Annotated in this window: 17 protein-coding genes, 2 pseudogenes and 1 other annotated feature; of the genes and pseudogenes, 9 read left to right on the forward strand and 10 right to left on the reverse strand. The window is 53.2% G+C overall.

The features are described from left to right. Positions 1-25 precede the first annotated feature (25 nt). The 9 genes from hisIE to hisL form a co-directional block, all read right to left on the reverse strand. A complete protein-coding gene (hisIE, locus tag HV334_RS09635; RefSeq protein ID WP_103766463.1) occupies positions 26-637 on the reverse strand; it encodes a bifunctional phosphoribosyl-AMP cyclohydrolase/phosphoribosyl-ATP diphosphatase HisIE in 612 nt (203 codons plus the stop codon). Next, a complete protein-coding gene (hisF, locus tag HV334_RS09640; RefSeq protein WP_019077116.1) occupies positions 631-1,407 on the reverse strand; it encodes an imidazole glycerol phosphate synthase subunit HisF in 777 nt (258 codons plus the stop codon). The genes hisIE and hisF overlap by 7 nt, the downstream gene beginning before the upstream one ends. Further along, positions 1,389-2,126, reverse strand: coding sequence for a 1-(5-phosphoribosyl)-5-[(5-phosphoribosylamino)methylideneamino]imidazole-4-carboxamide isomerase (hisA, locus tag HV334_RS09645; RefSeq protein WP_046275331.1), 738 nt, complete (start codon positions 2,124-2,126; stop codon positions 1,389-1,391). The genes hisF and hisA overlap by 19 nt, the downstream gene beginning before the upstream one ends. Beyond that, positions 2,126-2,716 carry an imidazole glycerol phosphate synthase subunit HisH gene (gene hisH / locus HV334_RS09650; protein WP_181221579.1) on the reverse strand — a complete coding sequence of 197 codons (591 nt, stop codon included), beginning with the start codon at positions 2,714-2,716 and terminating at the stop codon, positions 2,126-2,128. The genes hisA and hisH overlap by 1 nt, the downstream gene beginning before the upstream one ends. Further along, a complete protein-coding gene (gene hisB / locus HV334_RS09655; protein WP_181221581.1) occupies positions 2,716-3,783 on the reverse strand; it encodes a bifunctional histidinol-phosphatase/imidazoleglycerol-phosphate dehydratase HisB in 1,068 nt (355 codons plus the stop codon). The genes hisH and hisB overlap by 1 nt, the downstream gene beginning before the upstream one ends. Continuing rightward, positions 3,780-4,859 carry a histidinol-phosphate transaminase gene (gene hisC, locus HV334_RS09660; RefSeq protein WP_103766461.1) on the reverse strand — a complete coding sequence of 360 codons (1,080 nt, stop codon included), beginning with the start codon at positions 4,857-4,859 and terminating at the stop codon, positions 3,780-3,782. Before hisC ends, hisB begins: the two co-directional genes overlap by 4 nt. Then, positions 4,856-6,160 carry a histidinol dehydrogenase gene (hisD, locus tag HV334_RS09665; protein WP_046275333.1) on the reverse strand — a complete coding sequence of 435 codons (1,305 nt, stop codon included), beginning with the start codon at positions 6,158-6,160 and terminating at the stop codon, positions 4,856-4,858. Before hisD ends, hisC begins: the two co-directional genes overlap by 4 nt. 5 nt (positions 6,161-6,165) lie before the next feature. Beyond that, complete coding sequence (hisG, locus tag HV334_RS09670; protein WP_003834191.1) at positions 6,166-7,065, reverse strand: ATP phosphoribosyltransferase; 900 nt, start codon at positions 7,063-7,065, stop codon at positions 6,166-6,168. Positions 7,066-7,110: 45 nt separating this feature from the next. Then, positions 7,111-7,233, reverse strand: a sequence feature (His leader region). Continuing rightward, positions 7,209-7,256 (reverse strand): his operon leader peptide, encoded by a 48-nt coding sequence (hisL, locus tag HV334_RS09675; RefSeq protein ID WP_100250077.1) that lies wholly within the window; start codon positions 7,254-7,256, stop codon positions 7,209-7,211. It overlaps the preceding feature by 25 nt. A gap of 174 nt (positions 7,257-7,430) precedes the next feature. Between hisL and HV334_RS09680 the strand changes: the two genes are divergently transcribed. From HV334_RS09680 to plaP, 3 genes and pseudogenes are all read left to right on the forward strand, one after another. Then, positions 7,431-8,255, forward strand: a complete 825-nt coding sequence (locus HV334_RS09680; protein ID WP_141875394.1) for an SDR family oxidoreductase — start codon at positions 7,431-7,433, stop codon at positions 8,253-8,255. Positions 8,256-8,295: 40 nt separating this feature from the next. Then, positions 8,296-9,280, forward strand: a pseudogene (locus HV334_RS09685) (LysR substrate-binding domain-containing protein). Positions 9,281-9,494: 214 nt separating this feature from the next. Further along, the gene (plaP, locus tag HV334_RS09695) at positions 9,495-10,856 is read left to right on the forward strand and encodes a putrescine/proton symporter PlaP (protein WP_016153551.1); all 1,362 of its coding nucleotides are present in this window, start codon (positions 9,495-9,497) and stop codon (positions 10,854-10,856) included. Positions 10,857-10,916: 60 nt separating this feature from the next. On the opposite strand, the gene sbcB is transcribed toward plaP, so the two are convergent. After that, the gene (sbcB, locus tag HV334_RS09700) at positions 10,917-12,341 is read right to left on the reverse strand and encodes an exodeoxyribonuclease I (protein ID WP_181221583.1); all 1,425 of its coding nucleotides are present in this window, start codon (positions 12,339-12,341) and stop codon (positions 10,917-10,919) included. Positions 12,342-12,738: 397 nt separating this feature from the next. On the opposite strand from sbcB, the pseudogene phsA reads away from it, so the two are divergent. The 6 genes and pseudogenes from phsA to HV334_RS09730 all read left to right on the forward strand — a co-directional run bounded on the left by phsA (position 12,739) and on the right by HV334_RS09730 (position 19,415). Then, positions 12,739-15,011: pseudogene (phsA, locus tag HV334_RS09705) on the forward strand (thiosulfate reductase PhsA). Between the two features lie 14 nt (positions 15,012-15,025). Next, entirely contained in the window at positions 15,026-15,604 is a 579-nt protein-coding gene (gene phsB, locus HV334_RS09710) for a thiosulfate reductase electron transport protein PhsB (RefSeq protein ID WP_016153548.1), read from the forward strand. Beyond that, positions 15,601-16,368 (forward strand): thiosulfate reductase cytochrome B subunit, encoded by a 768-nt coding sequence (phsC, locus tag HV334_RS09715; RefSeq protein WP_181221584.1) that lies wholly within the window; start codon positions 15,601-15,603, stop codon positions 16,366-16,368. The genes phsB and phsC overlap by 4 nt, the downstream gene beginning before the upstream one ends. A 138-nt stretch (positions 16,369-16,506) precedes the next feature. Beyond that, the gene (gene dacD, locus HV334_RS09720; RefSeq protein WP_181221586.1) at positions 16,507-17,679 is read left to right on the forward strand and encodes a serine-type D-Ala-D-Ala carboxypeptidase DacD; all 1,173 of its coding nucleotides are present in this window, start codon (positions 16,507-16,509) and stop codon (positions 17,677-17,679) included. Positions 17,680-17,802: 123 nt separating this feature from the next. Further along, entirely contained in the window at positions 17,803-18,270 is a 468-nt protein-coding gene (sbmC, locus tag HV334_RS09725; protein WP_016153545.1) for a DNA gyrase inhibitor SbmC, read from the forward strand. 86 nt (positions 18,271-18,356) lie between these two features. After that, positions 18,357-19,415 carry an FUSC family protein gene (locus tag HV334_RS09730; protein WP_016156885.1) on the forward strand — a complete coding sequence of 353 codons (1,059 nt, stop codon included), beginning with the start codon at positions 18,357-18,359 and terminating at the stop codon, positions 19,413-19,415. The last annotated feature ends 71 nt before the right edge of the window (positions 19,416-19,486 follow it).

Here is a 19,486-nt window from a genome sequence, read left to right on the forward strand (position 1 = left end):
AGCCCGGTTTTTTTACGTCTACAGATTACTGATGTCTTTTGCGTAAATTCTCAATCACCGTCGTCAGGTCGAGGTCCTGATCCTGCAGCAGAACCAGCAGGTGATACATCAGATCAGAGGCTTCATTGGTCAGTTCGAGACGATCGTTCACGGTTGCGGCCAGCGCGGTCTCTACGCCTTCTTCGCCTACCTTCTGGGCAATACGTTTAGTGCCGCTGGCATACAGTTTCGCGGTGTAGGAGCTTGCCGGGTCAGCGGTTTTACGTTCGGCCAGTAGTTGCTCCAGTTGATACAGGAACAGCCACTGGTGGCTGGCATCGCCAAAGCAGCTTGAGGTGCCTTTATGGCAGGTCGGGCCAATCGGGTTAACCAGCACCAGCAGGGTGTCGTTGTCGCAGTCAGGCGCGATGCTCACCACGTTCAGGAAGTGACCGGAGGTTTCTCCTTTGGTCCACAGACGCTGCTTGGTCCGCGAGAAAAAGGTCACTTTGCCGCTTTCAAGCGTTTTATCCAGTGCTTCCGGGTTCATATAACCCAGCATTAGTACCTCACCGGAAACCGCATGCTGCACGATGACTGGCATCAGTCCGTCGGTTTTTTCCCAGTCCAGCTCGCGGCATTGTTGCTTCGTTAACATATCCTGATCTCCACGCCCTGTGTTGCCAGGTACGCTTTTAATTCGCCAATATTAATAATTTGCTTGTGAAAGACGGAAGCGGCAAGCGCGCCGTCAACGTCGGCGTCCCGGAATGCTTCAAGGAAGTGTTCCATGGTGCCCGCGCCGCCGGAGGCAATCAGCGGTACATGGCAAACGTCGCGCACTTTTTTCAGTTGCTCCAGGTCATAACCGTTACGCACGCCGTCCTGGTTCATCATGTTCAGGACGATTTCACCCGCGCCGCGCTTCTGTACTTCCTGCACCCAGTCCAGCGTTTCCCACTGCGTGACGCGGGTACGGCTTTCATCCCCGGTATATTGATTAACATGATATTTGCCGGTTTCAGCGTCATACCAGGTATCAATACCCACCACGATGCACTGCACGCCGAAGCGGTCCGCCAGGCGGGTGATAAGCTCCGGTTCGGCCAGCGCCGGGGAGTTGATAGAGATTTTATCCGCCCCGAAGGAGAGGATGCGCGCCGCATCGTCGATGGATTTAATGCCACCGGCAACGCAGAACGGAATATCGATCACTTCCGCCACGCGAGATACCCAGCTTTTATCCACTACGCGGCCATCGCTGGAGGCGGTGATATCGTAGAACACCAGTTCATCTGCGCCTTCATCGGCATAGCGTTTTGCCAGCGGGACAATGTCGCCAATAATCTCGTGATTGCGAAACTGGACGCCTTTTACCACCTGCCCATCACGAACGTCCAGACAAGGAATTATGCGTTTTGCCAGCATTGAATGGCCTCCTCAACGGTGAACTTACCTTCCAGCAGGGCGCGTCCGACGATCACGCCGCGTACGCCGGTTCCACGCAGGGCTGCTACGTCCTCGATCCCGCCAATGCCGCCAGATGACTGGAATGCTACCTGCGGATATTTGGCGCACACTTCTTCATAAAGCGCGACGTTTGAGCCAGCCAGCGTGCCGTCGCGGGAGATATCGGTGCACAGCACGTGCTTCAGGCCGACGGGTAAATAGGTCTCAACCAGTTCTTCCAGAGAAACCCCGGAATCCTCCTGCCAGCCGCTAACCGCTACCTGTTTATTACCACGCTCGTCAATACGCACGTCCAGCGCCAGCACCAGCGCGTCGGCGCCAAAACGGGCAAACCAGCCCTTGACTACCTCGGGGGATTTTACTGCCGTCGAACCTACCACCACGCGCGCCACGCCTGCGTCAAGCAGCGCCGCAACGTCCGCTTCAGTACGCACGCCACCGCCAACCTGTACCGGAACATTGACACCAGCGACCAGCGTTTTAATCAGCGGGATCTGCCGCTGCGCCGGGTCTTTCGCGCCAGTTAAATCAACCAGGTGCAGTACTTCGGCACCCTGAGCTGCGTAATCCTGTAAACGGGGGAGAGGATCATTGCCATAATCACGTTGCGTTGCGTAATCGCCCTGATGAAGACGCACCACCGTGCCGTCGATTAAATCTAATGCCGGAATAATCATTACATCTCCAGAAAGTTTTTCAGCAACTGCGCCCCAGCCGCGCCCGAGCGTTCAGGGTGAAACTGCACGCCAAAGAAATTGTCCTTTTGTACTGCCGCGGTAAACGGTTCGCCGTAATGGCACTGGGCGATGGTCCACGGGTTCACCGGCATAGCATAGCTGTGTACAAAGTAGAAATACGCGCCATCTTCAATGCCCTGGAACAGACGATTTCCCGCCTGCGGATAGACGCGATTCCAGCCCATATGCGGCAGCGGCAGACCGAAATCGGTCATCTTCGGAACGTCCTGCTCAATAATGCCCAGCAGAGAGACACCGTTACTCTCTTCGCTGCGGCGGCCCAGCAGTTGCATGCCTAAGCAGATCCCCAGTACCGGTTGCGTACAGGCTTTAATCAGTTCAATCAGTTCACGCTCGTGCAACTGGTCCATAGCCGCCTGGGCAGTACCGACGCCCGGCAGAAACAGTTTATCGGCACGCAGCACCACGTCCGGGTCACGGTTGACAACCGGGTCGTATCCATGGCGTGCGACGGCGGATTTCACCGAGTGCAGGTTGGCGCAGCCGGTATCAAGGATCACCACGTTCATTACAGCACTCCTTTCGAGGAGGGCAGCGTATCGCCTTCTACGCGAATAGCCTGACGCAGCGTACGACCAAAGGCTTTAAACAGGCTCTCCACACGGTGGTGGTCATTTTTCCCTTTGGTTTTCAGGTGCAAGGTGACACCCATGGTGTAAGAGAGTGAACGGAAGAAGTGTTCAATCATCTCTGTGCTCAGATCGCCAACGCGCTGGTAGGTAAACTCCGCGCGGTATTCCAGGTGCGGACGCCCCGAGATATCCAGCGCGCAACGTGCCAGGCACTCGTCCATCGGCAGCACAAAACCAAAACGGTTGATACCGCGTTTATCGCCTAATGCCAGCTTTAAGGCTTCACCCAGCGCCAGACCGGTATCTTCAACGGTGTGGTGATCGTCAATATAAAGATCGCCCTTGACGGCAATCTCCATGCGAAAACCGCCGTGGGTGGCGATTTGATCCAGCATGTGGTCAAAGAAGCCAACGCCGGTATTGATTTTGCTACGGCCTTCGCGGTCCAGCCAGACTTTGACGTCAATCTGCGTCTCTTTGGTATTGCGCTCAACGTGCGCGTAGCGGTCTCGCTTGGTCAACTGCTCGCCGATCATCGCCCAGTTCAGGATGTCACGGTGGTAGCGTAATCCGCTAATGCCCATGTTTTCTGCGAGCTGAATATCGGTCGCCCGATCACCAATGACGTAGCTGTTTGCCATATCCATGGCCTGTTCAACCAGATACTGCTCAACCAGTTTCACTTTTGGCTTACGGCAATCACACGCGTCTGCTGGCAGGTGCGGGCAGATCAGCACCTCATCAAATGCTACGCCCTGAGAGGTGAAAATTTGCATCATCAGGTTATGCGGACCGTCAAAATCGGCCTGCGGGAAGCTCTGCGTACCGAGTCCATCCTGGTTAGTAATCATCACCAGTTTAAAGCCTGCTTTTTGCAGCTTCAGCAAAACGGGAACGACGTCCGGCTCGAAGGCGAGTTTGTCAAAGCGATCGACCTGAAAGTCACTTGGCGGTTCTGAAATCAGGGTTCCATCACGGTCAATAAAAAGATACTTCTGGCTCATACTTGCTCCGCACGTAAGGCGTCAATGACGCGCTGGCTCTCTTCGCGGGTTCCGACAGTAATTCGCAGGCAGCCGCTTAATGAAGGTTGTTTATTCTGATCTCGTAAGATAATGCCCTGATCCCACAAAGATTTAAATACGCTGCTTGATGCGGTGAAGCGCGCCAGAACATAGTTGGTTTCAGAGTCGAAAACCTGCTCTACACAGCGAATGGTTTTCAGGTTCTCCACCAGATACTGACGCTCTTGCAGGATCTGCTCTACGCGTTCGCGCATGGCGGAAATCCCTTGTGGCGTCAGCGCCTGGGCGGCAATATCCGCTACCGGGGTAGAAAGCGGGTAGGGGGCAATCACCTTTAACAGCAGATTGATAACCTCTTCATTCGCCAGCGTAAATCCGCAGCGTAAACCGGCGAGAGCAAACGCTTTGGACAGCGTACGTAATACTGCCAGATGCGGATACTCAGACAGCCAGCCTGCCAGCGTAGCCTGCGGACAAAACTCAATATAGGCCTCATCAGCGACCACGATGGCTTTACCCTGCGTCATTTCGAGCAGTGAACGTAGGTCCTGCGGATTTATCAGCTGGCCGGTTGGGTTATTGGGGCTGCATACGTAGACCACCTTCACGCCATCAAGCTTGTCCGCGATGCCTTGTAAATCCAGCTGCCAGTTATCCAGGGTCGGGACGGTGCGGCATTCAACGCCAATCGTTTCGGCGCTGACGCTGTACATGCCGTAAGTCGGCGGACAGTAGAGAATGGCATCTTTACCGGGTTCGCAAAAAGCGCGCACCAGCAGTTCGATCCCTTCATCTGCGCCGCGGCTGACCAGCACCTGCTCTGGTTTGACGCCAGCATACTGCGCGTAATTCTCAATTACGGCTTTCGGCTGACACTCCGGATAGCGGTTCAGCGTCTGCTGGCGTAGCTGGAACTCAACGGCGGTTGGGTACTCATTCGCGTTGAGCCACACGTCCCCGTTACCGCCAAGACGACGGGCAGACTGATAGGGCGTTAACTCGCGAACATTCTTACGGGCTAAATCAGTGACGCTGAGAAAGTTGTCAGTGCTCATGCTTGCTCCTTCAGGGCGTTAACGCGCAGGGTGACGGCATTTTTGTGGGCAGTCAGTCGTTCAGCCGCGGCCAGTGTTTCAATGGTGGAGGCCAGGGCAGAGAAACCTTGGGGAGTTAATTCCTGTACCGTCATCCGTTTCTGGAAATCAGCCAGCCCAAGGCTTGAGCAGGTTGCGGTATAGCCGTAGGTCGGAAGAACGTGGTTGGTGCCGGAAGCATAGTCACCAGCTGACTCAGGAGACCAGTCACCCAGGAATACCGAACCAGCGCTGGTGATATCGTCAACCAGTTCACGCGCGTTACGGGTCTGAATAATCAGGTGCTCCGGGCCGTAGGCGTTAGAGATGGCCACGCATTGCTCAAGATCTCTGGCGACGATCAGTCGACTGGCGGCGAGCGCCTGACGTGCGGTGTCGGCGCGGGAAAGCTCGGCAAGCTGGCGTTCAACGGCTTTGGCCACGCCTTCGGCAAGCGTAGCGTCTGGCGTCAGCAGGATAACCTGCGAGTCGGGGCCGTGTTCGGCCTGAGAAAGCAGATCAGAGGCAACAAAGTCAGGCGTCGCGCCGCTGTCGGCGATAACCAGCACTTCAGACGGGCCCGCAGGCATGTCGATAGCCGCGCCGTCAAGACGTTGGCTGACCTGACGTTTGGCTTCGGTCACATACGCATTGCCTGGCCCGAAGATTTTATCGACCTTAGGAATAGATTCGGTACCCAGCGCCAGCGCGGCAATGGCCTGCGCGCCGCCCACGTTGAACACCTCTTTTACGCCACACAGTTGCGCGGCGTAGAGGATTTCATCGGCAATCGGCGGCGGTGAGCAGAGCACCACTTTTTTGCAGCCGGCGATACGCGCCGGGGTCGCCAGCATTAATACGGTCGAGAAGAGCGGTGCCGATCCCCCTGGAATATACAGGCCTACGGAGGCGATAGGGCGAGTAATCTGCTGGCAGCGCACGCCAGGCTGAGTTTCAATATCCACTGGCGGCAGAATTTGCGCGGTGTGGAACGCATCAATATTACGCACCGCCGCCTGCATGGCTTGTTTCAGCTCGTCGCTCAGGCGGCTACTGGCTTGCTGAATTTCTTCTTCGGTGACGCGCAGCGCGCCGACCTCGGTTTTGTCAAACTTCGCACTGTATTCACGCAGCGCCCGGTCGCCGTTATTTTTGACGTTCTCAAGAATCTCGGCCACCGTGCGGCTGATGCTTTCAGAGGCGGATATCGCCGGGCGCATCAGCAGTTCGCGCTGCTGCTCGGGGCTACAGCTATTCCAGTCGATCAGGGTATTGAAGCTCATGGCTATCACTCCATCATCTTCTCAATCGGCAGCACCAGAATGGAGCTGGCGCCGAGCGCTTTCAGTTTTTCCATCGTTTCCCAGAACAGGGTTTCGCTGCTGACCATGTGCATGGCTACGCGCTGTTGGTCACCTGCCAGTGGCAGAATGGTAGGGCGCTCAGCGCCTGGCAGCAGGGCGATGACTTCGTCCAGACGTTCGCTCGGCGCGTGCATCATGATGTATTTTGATTCACGTGCCTGAATGACCCCCTGAATACGGGTCAGCAGTTTGTCGATCAGTTGTTGCTTGGCTTCGGCCATTTCGCCGTCGCGCTGAATCAGGCAGGCTTTAGAGCGGTAAATCACTTCCACTTCACGCAGACCGTTGGCTTCAAGCGTGGCTCCGGTTGACACCAGATCGCAAATCGCATCAGCCAGACCTGCGCGGGGAGCGACTTCTACAGAGCCGTTTAACAGACAGGATTTAAACGACACCCCTTTTTGATCAAGATAACGTTTAAGCAGGTGTGGGTAAGAGGTAGCGATACGCTTACCGTTCAGCGCTGCCGGGCCATCCCAGGCTTCATCAACCGGGGTAGCCAGCGAAAGACGGCAACCGCCGAAGTCCAGACGACGCAGGGTAAAATAGCGCGGATCTTCACCCTGTGCCCGGCGGTTGAGCAGTTCCTCTTCGAGAACGTTTTCCCCGATGATGCCGAGATCTACGACGCCGTCCATCACCAGACCCGGGATATCATCATCACGCACGCGCAGAATATCGATCGGCATATTCTCAGCCATCGCGATCAGGCGCTGGGTGTGAAGATTAATTTTAATGCCGCAACGGGCCAGCAATTCGCGTGAATCATCGCTTAAACGACCTGATTTCTGCATAGCTATGCGTAAACGGGTGTTATCTAACATTCTTTATTCCTCGTTATCCTGTCTGAATCAGTTTGGGTCACGCACAAAAAAAAGCCCCCGGAAGAAATCTTCCGGGGGCTTTCTCATACGCTCATGCACCGCTGGAAGATTTAAATGTCTCCCAGCACACATCGCCTGAAAGACTAGTCAGGATGATGGTGATGATGGTGTTTGAATTGAGCGCGTGTCATAAATTTTCTCGATGAATGTTTATTCATTTGATGTCTTTTAACCTAAACCACTTTAGCTACGGAAAGCAAGGGCTTTTTTTGATCATTAATTCATTTCATATTGATACTATGAATTGTCAGCCACTGTGGGCTAGCGTAGCCTTGCGTTATAGGCCAAAAGTCAGGAGAGAAGGCATGAAAAAGGTCGCAATTGTCGGTTTAGGTTGGTTAGGCATGCCGTTAGCTATGTCGCTGGCGGCGAGAGGCTGGCAGGTTACCGGCAGCAAAACCACATTGGATGGGGTGGAAGCGGCCCGCATGAGTGGTATAGAGAGCTACTCGCTGCGCCTGGAGCCTGAACTGGTCTGTGAGACAGACGATCTCGACGCACTGATGGACGCCGACGCGCTGGTTATTACGCTACCTGCGCGCCGTAGCGGTCCGGGGGAGACATTTTACCTGCAGGCTATGCAGCAGCTGGTCGACAGTGCGCTGGCGTACCGTATCCCGCGGATTATTTTTACCAGTTCGACGTCGGTCTATGGCGATGCACAAGGCATCGTGAAAGAAGGGACTCCGCGTAACCCGGTCACGGCAAGTGGTCGTGTTTTGAAAGAACTTGAAGACTGGTTGCACAATTTACCCGGCACTTCGGTGGATATTTTGCGCCTGGCCGGACTTGTCGGCCCGGGAAGACATCCCGGTCGTTTTTTCGCTGGCAAGACAGCGCCAGATGGACACCATGGCGTCAATCTGGTGCATCTGGATGATGTGGTTTCCGCCATCTCTTTGCTGCTGCAAGCGCCAAAAGGGGGACACATCTATAATATATGTGCGCCTATGCATCCGGCGCGCAATGTGTTCTATCCACAGATGGCCCGCCAGTTGGGGATGGAGCCGCCGGAATTTCGTGGCAATGAGGATAACGGTAAAGGTAAAGTCATTGATGGCAACCGTATTTGTAACGAGCTTGGGTTTGAGTACCAGTATCCTGACCCGCTGGTGATGCCGATGGAGTGACAGACCAGCAGAGTGCCGCTGATACCGCCAGGAGGCGAGTATGAAACCACTGCTGGACGTTCTTATCATCCTCGATGCGTTGGAAAAAGAGGGCAGTTTCGCAGCGGCGTCGGCAAAATTGTTTAAGACGCCGTCCGCGCTTAGCTACACCGTCCATAAGCTGGAAAGCGATCTTAATATTCAGCTACTCGATCGCAGCGGCCATCGGGCTAAGTTTACCCGTACCGGGCAGATGCTGCTGGAAAAGGGGCGGGAGGTGTTGCACACCGTCCGTGAACTCGAAAAGCAGGCGATTAAACTTCACGAAGGCTGGGAGAATGAACTGGTTATTGGCGTAGATGATACGTTTCCCTTTTCGCTGCTGGCCCCACTCATCGAATCTTTCTATCAACACCACAGTGTGACGCGCCTGAAATTTATCAATGGCGTGCTGGGCGGCTCCTGGGATGCCCTCACTCAGGGGCGGGCAGATATTATTGTCGGCGCCACGCATGAACCACCTGCCGCGAGCGAATTTGGCTTTGCGCAGCTAGGGGTTCTGGAGCAGGTGTTTGTGGTTGCGTCGCATCATCCGCTGGCGCAGGAACAGGAGCCGTTAAATCGTCGCACTATTCGGCGTTTTCGCGCGATTGTGGTGGGCGACAATGCACAGCATGCCAACGTCTCCGGCTCCCAGGTGCTTGACGATCAGGAAGCCATCACCGTTTTTGACTTCAAAACCAAGCTGGAACTGCAAATCAGTGGTCTGGGATGCGGCTATATTCCGCGCTATCTGGCGCAGCGATTTCTGGAGAGTGGCGCTCTGATTGAGAAAAAGGTGGTCGCACAAATTATCTTTGAACCCGTGTGGATAGGTTGGAATGAACAGACTGCCGGGTTGGCCAGTGCCTGGTGGCGGGATGAGATTTTAGCAAATAGTGCTATTGCGGGGGTGTATGTTAAAACGGCTGCTGATAAATCAATCAGTTAAGAAAAAATATTCTTTTGTAGTAGCTTCAATCTCTTGTTATTTCTCTCCAAATTAGTGCAAAATACGCCGCTTGCAAAAAATGACATTAACCGACGTTTTAATACGCGTCGGTTATTTTTTTGCATCAAACCAATCATTCATAAAAGAGGCCGGGCTTCGTACCGGATAGATACTTACTTAAAAATCGACAGTTGTTGTCGCTGAGGATTAACAAAAAATGGGGCAATTTTTTGCTTACGCGACGGTTTTCGCCGTAATGGGGGATAACCATGTCGCATAACGCTACTCCAAACACCTCTCGCGTGGAATTACGTAAAACGCTTACGCTGGTTCCGGTTGTCATGATGGGCCTTGCCTATATGCAGCCGATGACGCTGTTCGATACATTCGGTATCGTATCAGGAATGACCGATGGTCACGTCCCGACAGCTTACGCCTTTGCACTGATCGCCATCCTCTTTACCGCACTGAGCTACGGTAAACTGGTGCGTCGCTATCCGTCTGCAGGCTCTGCCTACACTTACGCCCAGAAATCCATTAGCCCGACCGTTGGCTTTATGGTGGGTTGGTCATCACTGCTGGACTACCTGTTCGCACCGATGATCAACATTCTGTTGGCGAAAATTTATTTTGAAGCTCTGGTGCCGTCGATACCGTCATGGATATTCGTGGTGGCGCTGGTGGCCTTTATGACCGCCTTTAACCTGCGCAGCCTGAAATCTGTTGCGAATTTCAACACCGTCATCGTGTTGTTGCAGGTGGTGCTGATTGCAGTGATCCTCGGCATGGTCGTTTATGGCGTGTTCGAAGGGGAAGGTGCCGGTACGCTGGCGAGCAGCCGTCCGTTCTGGTCAGGTGATGCGCATGTGATCCCGATGATCACGGGAGCGACTATCCTGTGCTTCTCGTTCACCGGTTTTGACGGTATCAGCAACCTGTCTGAAGAAACCAAAGACGCTGAACGTGTGATCCCGCGGGCGATTTTCCTGACCGCGCTGATTGGTGGCCTGATCTTTATCGTCTCCACCTATCTGTTGCAGCTGTACTTCCCGGATATCTCGCGCTTCAAGGATCCGGACGCTTCGCAGCCGGAAATCATGCTGTATGTCGCTGGTAAGTTCTTCCAGGTCGGCGCGCTGATTTTCTCTACCATTACCGTACTGGCGTCAGGTATGGCGGCGCATGCAGGCGTAGCGCGTCTGATGTATGTGATGGGGCGTGACGGTGTGTTCCCGAAAAGTTTCTTCGGTTATGTCCACCCGAAATGGCGTACTCCGTCCATGAACATCATTCTGGTTGGTGCGATTGCTCTGCTGGCAATTAACTTCGACCTGGTGATGGCGACGGCGCTGATTAACTTCGGTGCGCTGGTGGCGTTTACCTTCGTTAACCTGTCGGTGATCTCCCAGTTCTGGATCCGTGAGAAGCGTAACAAGACGCTGAAAGACCACTTCCAGTATCTGTTCCTGCCAATGTGCGGTGCGCTGACCGTTGGTGCGCTGTGGGTGAACCTGGAAGAGAGCTCAATGGTTCTGGGTCTGATCTGGGCCGCTATTGGTCTGATTTACCTGGCTTGCGTGACCAAAAGCTTCCGTAACCCGGTGCCACAGTACGACGAAGATATCGCGTAATAGCTGTATTTAGATAAAAAAAACCGGAGACATGTTCTCCGGTTTTTTTATACGTGGGAGTTATACAATCTCTTGCGCATACTGCCAGAGTGACTTCAGCAGCATCAGTTTCTCTTTGTTATCTGCATATTGCTGGCTCAGCATCTGCAATTCATTGGCGTAATTTTGCAAAAACTCCGGCGTGAATATTTGACGACGATGGTCCAGCCAGCGCTGCTGTTCGGCTTCATCCAGCGTTCCGGGGAAGTTACGTGCGCGGTAGTTAAACAGCAGCTTTTCAATGCGCTTATCGACAAAGGAGATATCCAGCGCCGGTAAATTGCGCGGCTCAGTTTCCAGAACGATTTTCATCGCGGCACGGTCGGCATCGCTGAAAAAACCATTGTACAACTGTGCGTCTACGTTATCTGATGGCGTAAAGGGTTCCGCATCGGCGAAGATGGCCACCACTTTGTCGCGAACCTGCGGGTTTTCGCGCAGTATTTTGAGATTATTCAGACAATGCTGGCGGTTAATGCCAAGGCGATCGGCATCTTCCGGGCGCAAGGTATTCGCCTGTGCCAGTACCGGGCATTTGTTGATGTGCACCAGTTTAACCGGCACGGCTGGGTTATCTCCCAGATCAGCTTTAGCAGTGTAGAGCCGCTCACGTAGCGCGTCGCTGTCCAGTTCGAGCAGCGGTGAAATATCACCGGCTAAGTCGACCATAATCACCGCGTTGCGATTCTCAGGATGCCAGGCCAATGGCGCCACCCAACTGGTGTTGCCGCGCCATGCGCCGAACATCCCTGAAACATGGACCAGCGGCTTCATTTGCGGGACATCAATCAGTGCGGCCAGCTTGTGCTTATTGCGATGGCTGTAGAGATAATCAAACAGGCGCGGCTGGCGCGACTTCACTAATTGCGCCATCGCAATTGTGGCGTATACGTCGGCCATCGCATCGTGGGCATTGGCATGTTCAATACCGTTGGCTTTGGTCAAATGCTCCAGGCGAAAGCTGGGTAAGCCGTCGTCGTTTTCCGGCCAGTTAATTCCTTCAGGACGCAGGGCATAGCAGGCGCGCATCACATCCAGCAGATCCCAGCGTGAATTATCGTTCTGCCAGCTCCAGGCGTAGGGATCGTAGAAATTGCGATACAGGATGTTGCGCGTCACTTCATCATCGAAGCGCACGTTGTTATAGCCCAGGATACAGGTTTTCGGCACGGTGAACAGGGCGTGGATGCGAGCAGCAAAGGCGGCTTCATTTTCTCCTTTTTCACGCGCTTCCTGCGGTGTGATACCGGTTATCAGCACCGCCTCAGGCTGCGGCAGATAGTCGTCTACGGGTTTGCAATAAAAGACTTCAGGTTCACCGATAATGTTGAAATCGCTATCTGTGCGGATAGCCGCAAATTGCGCGGGTCTGTCCAGCGCCGGATGGGTACCAAAGGTCTCGTAATCGTGAAAGAGAAAACCAGGTTGCTGCTTGCCGTCATTCATTGTTCAGTTATGTCCGGGATCAATTTAGCGCTCGTCCAAGAATACCAAAAAATAGCGAGGTAATCAGCAAAGCGATTATCAATGCTGAATGATGTACGCAATAAAATTGAGATGAACAGGCTTTAATAGAATTGATTAATAAATTTTGCACTGTTAAGGGAAATTACTGGAATAAATTGTCTGAAATCTATGAGCTGATAAATAATATAAATGAGAACCATTATTGTTATTTGGTGCTGATTTGTTGTGTTCTGGAAATTTTAAAATTCTTTTATAAACAATGGGTTTTTATTTTGGCGGTTAGCTGCTCTATATTCTAATGAAATGTGAGTGAGGTTAAAAATTAATAATTTAAACACCATATAATAATTGGATATATCTAATAACAGGAGGTTATATGAGCATTAGTCGGCGTAATTTTTTGCGAGGAGTGGGTATCGGTTGCTCAGCCTGCGCGATAGGCAGTTTTCCGCCAGGCGCACTGGCGCGAAATTCTCCAGAGAGCATTAAGGGGAAAACATCTCTGACGCCAAGCTTGTGCGAAATGTGTTCTTATCGTTGCCCAATACAGGCACAGGTAATTAATAACAAGACGGTTTTTATTCAGGGGACCCTAATGCGCCTCAACAAGGCACGCGTGTCTGCGCGCGCGGAGGCAGTGGTGTTAGCCTGGTCAACGACCCGCACCGTATTGTCAAACCCATGAAACGCACAGGGCCTCGCGGGAGCGGAGAATGGCAGGTTATTAGTTGGGAACAGGCTTACAAAGAAATTGCCGAAAAAATGACGGCAATAAAAGCGCAGCATGGCCCTCAGGGGGTCGTATTCTCTTCCAAATCCGGTTCGCTTTCGGGTCATTTATTTCAGCTGGCAACGGCGTTTGGATCGCCAAACACCTTTACGCATGCGTCGACATGCCCTGCCGGAAAATCGATTGCCGCCAAAGTGATGATGGGCGGCGATTTGGCTATGGATATCGCCAATACCCGTTATATGGTCTCTTTTGGCCACAATCTCTATGAAGGTATTGAGGTTGCCGAAACGCATGAACTGATGACCGCGCAGGAAAAGGGCGCAAAAATGGTCAGCTTCGATCCCCGTTTGTCAGTTTTCTCCAGCAAGGCGGATGAATGGCATGCGCTCAAGCCGGGCGGCGACTTGCCGGTGTTAATGGCCATGTGTCACGTCATGATTAATGAACATCTGTATGACGCGGACTTCGTTGCGCGCTACACCACAGGGTTTGACCAACTGGCCGAAGCGGTACAAGAGACCACGCCAGAATGGGCGCAAAAGCAGGCTGACGTGCCTGCTGATGTCATTGTTCGGGTCACCCGCGAAATGGCCGCCTGTGCGCCTCATGCTATCATCAGCCCTGGCCATCGCGCGACGTTTTCGCAAGAAGAAATTGATATGCGGCGTATGATTTTCACTCTCAATGCACTGCTGGGAAATATTGAGCGTGAAGGGGGCTTGTACCAGAAAAAAGCCGCGGCAACCTATAATAAGCTGGCCGGAGAGAAGGTCGCTCCGGTGCTGGCAAAACCTGATGCCAAATTGCCCAAACCAACGGCGCAGCGCATCGATTTGGTTGCCCCACAATTCAAGTACATCGCGGCGGGCGGCGGCGTGGTGCAAAGCATCATCGATGCCGTGTTAAACCAGACACCGTATCCGGTGAAGGGATGGATTATGTCCCGTCACAATCCTTTCCAAACCGTGACCTGCCGACCTGATCTGGTCAAAACCGTCGAACAACTCGATCTGGTGGTCAGTTGCGATGTCTATTTAAGCGAAAGCGCGGCATATGCCGATTATCTGTTACCCGAATGCACCTACCTTGAACGCGATGAAGAAGTCTCTGACATGTCGGGCCTGAATCCGGCCTATGCCCTGCGCCAGCAGGTTGTAGAGCCGATTGGGGATGCGCGTCCGAGCTGGCAAATCTGGAAAGAGCTGGCCGTGCAGTTAGGTCTTGGGCAGTTCTACCCCTGGCAGGATATGCAGACACGGCAGCTGTACCAGCTTAATGGCGATCATGCGCTTTCCGCTGAACTGCGCCAGAAAGGATATCGGGAGTGGGGTGTTCCGCTGCTGCTGCGGGAACCTGAAGCAGTGCGTCAGTTTGTGGCGCGTTATCCGGGCGCGGTGGCGGTTGACGGCGACGGTACCTATGGTGAGCAACTGCGCTTTAAATCCCCGTCTGGAAAAATTGAACTCTACTCTGAAGAGCTGGAAGCACTTTTGCCTGGCTACGGTATTCCGCGCGCCCGCAATTTTGCCCTCAAAGGCGACAATGAACTCTATTTTATTCAGGGAAAAGTGGCGGTGCATACCAACGGCGCGACGCAATATGTACCGCTGCTGAGTGAGCTGATGTGGGATAACGCGGTGTGGATCCACCCGCAAACGGCTCGTGAAAAAGGCATCAAAAACGGCGATGAGATTTGGCTGGAAAATGCGACCGGTAAGGAAAAAGGCAAAGCGCTGGTTACTGCCGGAATACGACCCGATACGCTGTTCGTTTATATGGGATTTGGCGCCAAGGCGGGAGCTAAAACAGCGGCGACGACGCACGGTATTCACTGCGGTAATTTGCTGCCGCATGTTACCAGTCCGGTTTCCGGTACGGTGGTGCACACCGCTGGCGTCACGCTTCGTCGGGCATGAGAAAGGAGAACATCATGAATCAATCAACAAACCCTTATGTCATGCTGCATGACGAGAAACGCTGTATTGGCTGTCAGGCGTGTACGGTTGCCTGCAAGGTACTGAATGACGTGCCGGAGGGATTTAGTCGCCTACAAGTGCAGATCCGTTCACCCGAACATGAACCTGAGGTGCTGTCCCACTTCCAGTTTGTTCGCGTTTCCTGTCAGCATTGTGAAGATGCGCCGTGCGTCAGCGTCTGTCCTACCGGTGCTTCATTTCGTGACGAAAATGGCATTGTGCAAGTGGATAAGTCTCGCTGTATTGGTTGTGACTACTGCGTTGCCGCTTGCCCGTTCCATGTCCGCTACCTCAACCCACAAACGGGGATTGCCGACAAATGTAACTTCTGCGCCGATACTCGCCTGGAGGTCGGACAATCGCCAGCCTGCGTTTCCGTTTGTCCGACGGATGCGCTGAAGTTTGGACGTCGCGATGACCCGGAAATTCAGCACTGGATTAATCAAAAAGAGGTTTATCGCCAGCAGGATACGCGTAGCGGCCCGGTAAGTGTCTATCGGCGTAAAGAGATCCATCAGGAGGGTAATGTATGAATTCTATCTGGGGAGCAGAGCTTCACTATGCGCCGGACTACTGGCCGCTGTGGCTCATTTATGCAGGCGTTATTATTGTGCTGATGATTGCGGGCCTGGTCACGCACGCGCTGTTACGTCGGATGCTGGCGCCCAAAACGGCAACCGGGGAAGAGCATCGGGACTACCTTTATTCGCTGGCGGTCCGCCGCTGGCACTGGGGTAATGCGCTGCTCTTTATCCTGCTTCTGCTGAGCGGCCTGTTTGGCCACTTTTCTGTCGGACCGGTGGCCTTAATGGTGCAGGTACATACCTGGTGTGGCTTCGCATTGCTGGCCTTCTGGATTGGCTTTGTGTTAATAAACGCAACCAGCGGCAACGGCTGCCATTATCGCGTGAAATTTAGCGGGTTGATATCACGCTGCCTGCTGCAAACACGCTTTTATCTGTATGGCATTATGAAAGGTGAGCCGCACCCGTTTGCCGCAACGGCAGAGGACAAATTTAACCCGCTGCAACAGCTGGCCTACCTGGCCATCATGTACGCACTGGTTCCACTACTGATCATCACCGGGTTGCTATGTCTCTACCCGCAGGTGGTAGGGGTTGGGCCGGTGATGCTGGTGCTGCATATGGCGTTAGCGATTGTGGGCTTACTGTTCATCTGCGCGCATATTTACCTGTGCACGCTGGGTGACACGCCAGGGCAAATTTTTCGCAGTATGATCGATGGTTATCACCGCCATCGCAGTCATCACGCAGAGACCGCGCCGCGTAAAGGGTAGTTCCGGCGAGATTTGTCTCTGAAACCCTTTCCTGATAGCAAGAAAATGTGCCTTATGTCACATTTTCTTGCAATTTATCCATGTTTGTTCGACAGAACTTCCGTAAAAAGAACGGCTATTTCTCCCTTTCCTGAGGACATGCTGTTGAAACGCCGTTTGTTTATTGCCGCTTCACTATTAACGATGAGTTTTTCGCCCGCCTACGCGAGCGATGCCGTGAGCTTCGCCCCACAACCTCCTGCGATTACTGCCGGGGCATGGGTGTTAATGGATTACACCACGGGCCAAATCCTGACAGCCGGTAATGAACACCAGCAGCGCAATCCTGCCAGCCTGACGAAACTGATGACTGGCTATGTTGTCGATCGCGCAATTGACAGCAAGCGTATTAGTCCGACAGATATTGTGACCGTCGGGCGCGATGCATGGGCAAAAGATAATCCGGTATTTGTCGGTTCATCCTTGATGTTCCTGAAAGAAGGGGATCGCGTTTCGGTACGCGACCTCAGCCGTGGGTTAATTGTTGATTCCGGTAATGATGCCTGCGTGGCACTGGCGGATTACATCGCCGGAGGGCAGCCGCAGTTTGTCGCGATGATGAACAACTATGCGCAAAAGCTGAACCTGCAGGACACCCATTTTGAAACGGTACATGGTCTGGATGCGCCGGGTCAGCATAGCTCCGCGTACGACCTGGCCGTGCTGTCTCGCGCTATCATCCACGGGGAACCGGATTTCTACCATATGTACAGTGAGAAAAGCCTTACCTGGAACGGCATCACACAGCAAAACCGTAACGGTTTGTTGTGGGATAAAACCATGAACGTAGATGGCCTGAAGACAGGGCATACGTCCGGTGCCGGGTTTAACCTGATTGCTTCCGCCGTCGATGGTCAGCGCCGCCTGATTGCGGTGGTGATGGGCGCGGAGAGTGCGAAAGGGCGCGAAGATCAGGCGCGTAAACTGCTGCAATGGGGGCAACACAACTTCGATACAGTGCAGGTTTTGCGTAGCGGTAAGCAGGTTGGCACTGAACGCATCTGGTATGGCGATAAAGAAAAAATCAGCCTCGGAACCGAGCAGGATTTCTGGATGGCCCTGCCTAAAGCAGAAGTCCCTAACATCAAAGCAAAATATGTCCTTGATAAGAAAGAGCTGGTTGCTCCCATCACTGCGCATCAACGTGTGGGGGAAATTGAACTCTACGATCGGGATAAGCTGGTGGCACATTGGCCTCTGGTTACGCTGGAATCTGTCGGCGAAGGCGGCGTTTTCTCGCGCCTGAGCGATTATTTCCACCACAAGGCGTAGTTTTTCCTGATGCGTCTGACTGGCAAGAGTGCGAATCTGCTCACATAATAATCAATATTTCCTTGTGGCCGACATAGCCAGAAATTACACTGTATATAAATACAGTGTAACAGTGGAGGTTGTATGGAGTACGAGATAAAGCTGGTCGAAAAACGCATGATTGCCGGTTTCCATATGGTTGGACCGTGGGAACAAACGGTGAAGCAGGGGTTTGAGCAATTAATGAAGTGGGTCGACGGAAAACAGATTGTGCCGTTGGAATGGATTGCTGTTTATTACGACAACCCTGATGTTGTTCCTGCGGAAAAACTGCGCTGTGATACCGTGGTTTCTGTGCCTGAAGGTTTTGAAATCCCGGAAAACAGCGAAGGGGTGATCCTCACCGAACTGGCGGGTGGCGACTATGCTGTCGCCGTTGCGCGCGTTGAGAATCACGATTTTGCGACGCCTTGGTATCAGTTCTTCGAGCGCCTGTTGCAGGATACGACTTATGCGATAGCCGCTAAACCCTGCTTTGAAGTTTATATGAACAATGGCATGGAGGACGGTTACTGGGACATTGAAATGTACGTGCCAGTGCAGACGAAGTAACTGTTTGGGGTGTAAATCAGGATGATCTTTTCACGCTAAAAACAGGTACAATTCGCTTCTTTGCTATTCCCTGACGGAGTGCATGAGTGCGTGCAGACAAATCGCTGAGTCCTTTTGAAATTCGTTTGTATCGTCATTATCGTGTGGTGCATGGTATTCGCATTGCGCTGGCGTTTCTCCTTACTTTTCTGTTGGTACGCCTGTTAAACATTCCCGAAGGTACATGGCCTCTGATCACGCTGGTGGTGATTATGGGGCCAATATCTTTTTGGGGTAACGTTGTTCCCAGGGCCTTTGAACGTATAGGCGGCACGATCCTGGGCTCGGTCCTGGGACTGGTTGCCCTGCGTCTGGAACTCTTCTCGCTGCCGTTAATGCTGATATGGTGCGCGGTAGCGATGTTTCTCTGCGGCTGGTTGGCGCTGGGTAAAAGGCCGTATCAGGCGCTGCTGATTGGCATAACGCTTGCCGTGGTCGTGGGTGCGCCTGCCGGAGATATGAATACCGCGTTATGGCGCGGTGGTGATGTTATTCTGGGGTCGTTACTGGCGATGCTGTTTACCGGCATCTGGCCGCAGCGAGCATTTATACACTGGCGTATCCAACTGGCGCATTGCGTCACGGGGTACAATCGGGTGTATCAGGCCGCGCTATCCCCCAATCTGCTCGAGCAACCGCGGCTGGAGAAGCATTTACAACAACTGTTGAGCGACGTTGTCAAAATGCGTGGGCTCATCGCTCCTGCCAGCAAGGAAACCCGCATTCAAAAGTCGATCTTTGAGGCTATTCAGACGGTGAATCGCAATCTGGTCTGCATGCTCGAGCTGCAAATTAATGCGCTGTGGGCCAGCCGTACCAGCCACTTTGTCATGTTGAATGCGCATACGCTGCGTGAAACTCAGCTCAGGACCCAGCAGGCACTACTGACAATAACCCACGCCTTGTATGAAGGTAATCCGCAGCCGGTGCTTGCCAATACGGAAAAGCTCAATGACACCGTGGCAGAGCTGCGTCAGCTTATTGCTGAGCATAAAGGCGATAATGTCGCAGAAACGCCCATTCACGGCTACGTTTGGTTGAACATGGAGATGGCTCGACAGCTGGAGTTACTGTCACATTTAATCTGTCGCGCACTGCGCAAATAAAGAGCAGATGAGGGGATTGGTTCTACTGCTGCTTCGATTCAGCAAAGATTAGAGGTATGATACTGAAAAAG

The organism is Citrobacter sp. RHBSTW-00944, from assembly GCF_013615435.1.
Lineage (GTDB): Bacteria > Pseudomonadota > Gammaproteobacteria > Enterobacterales > Enterobacteriaceae > Citrobacter > Citrobacter braakii.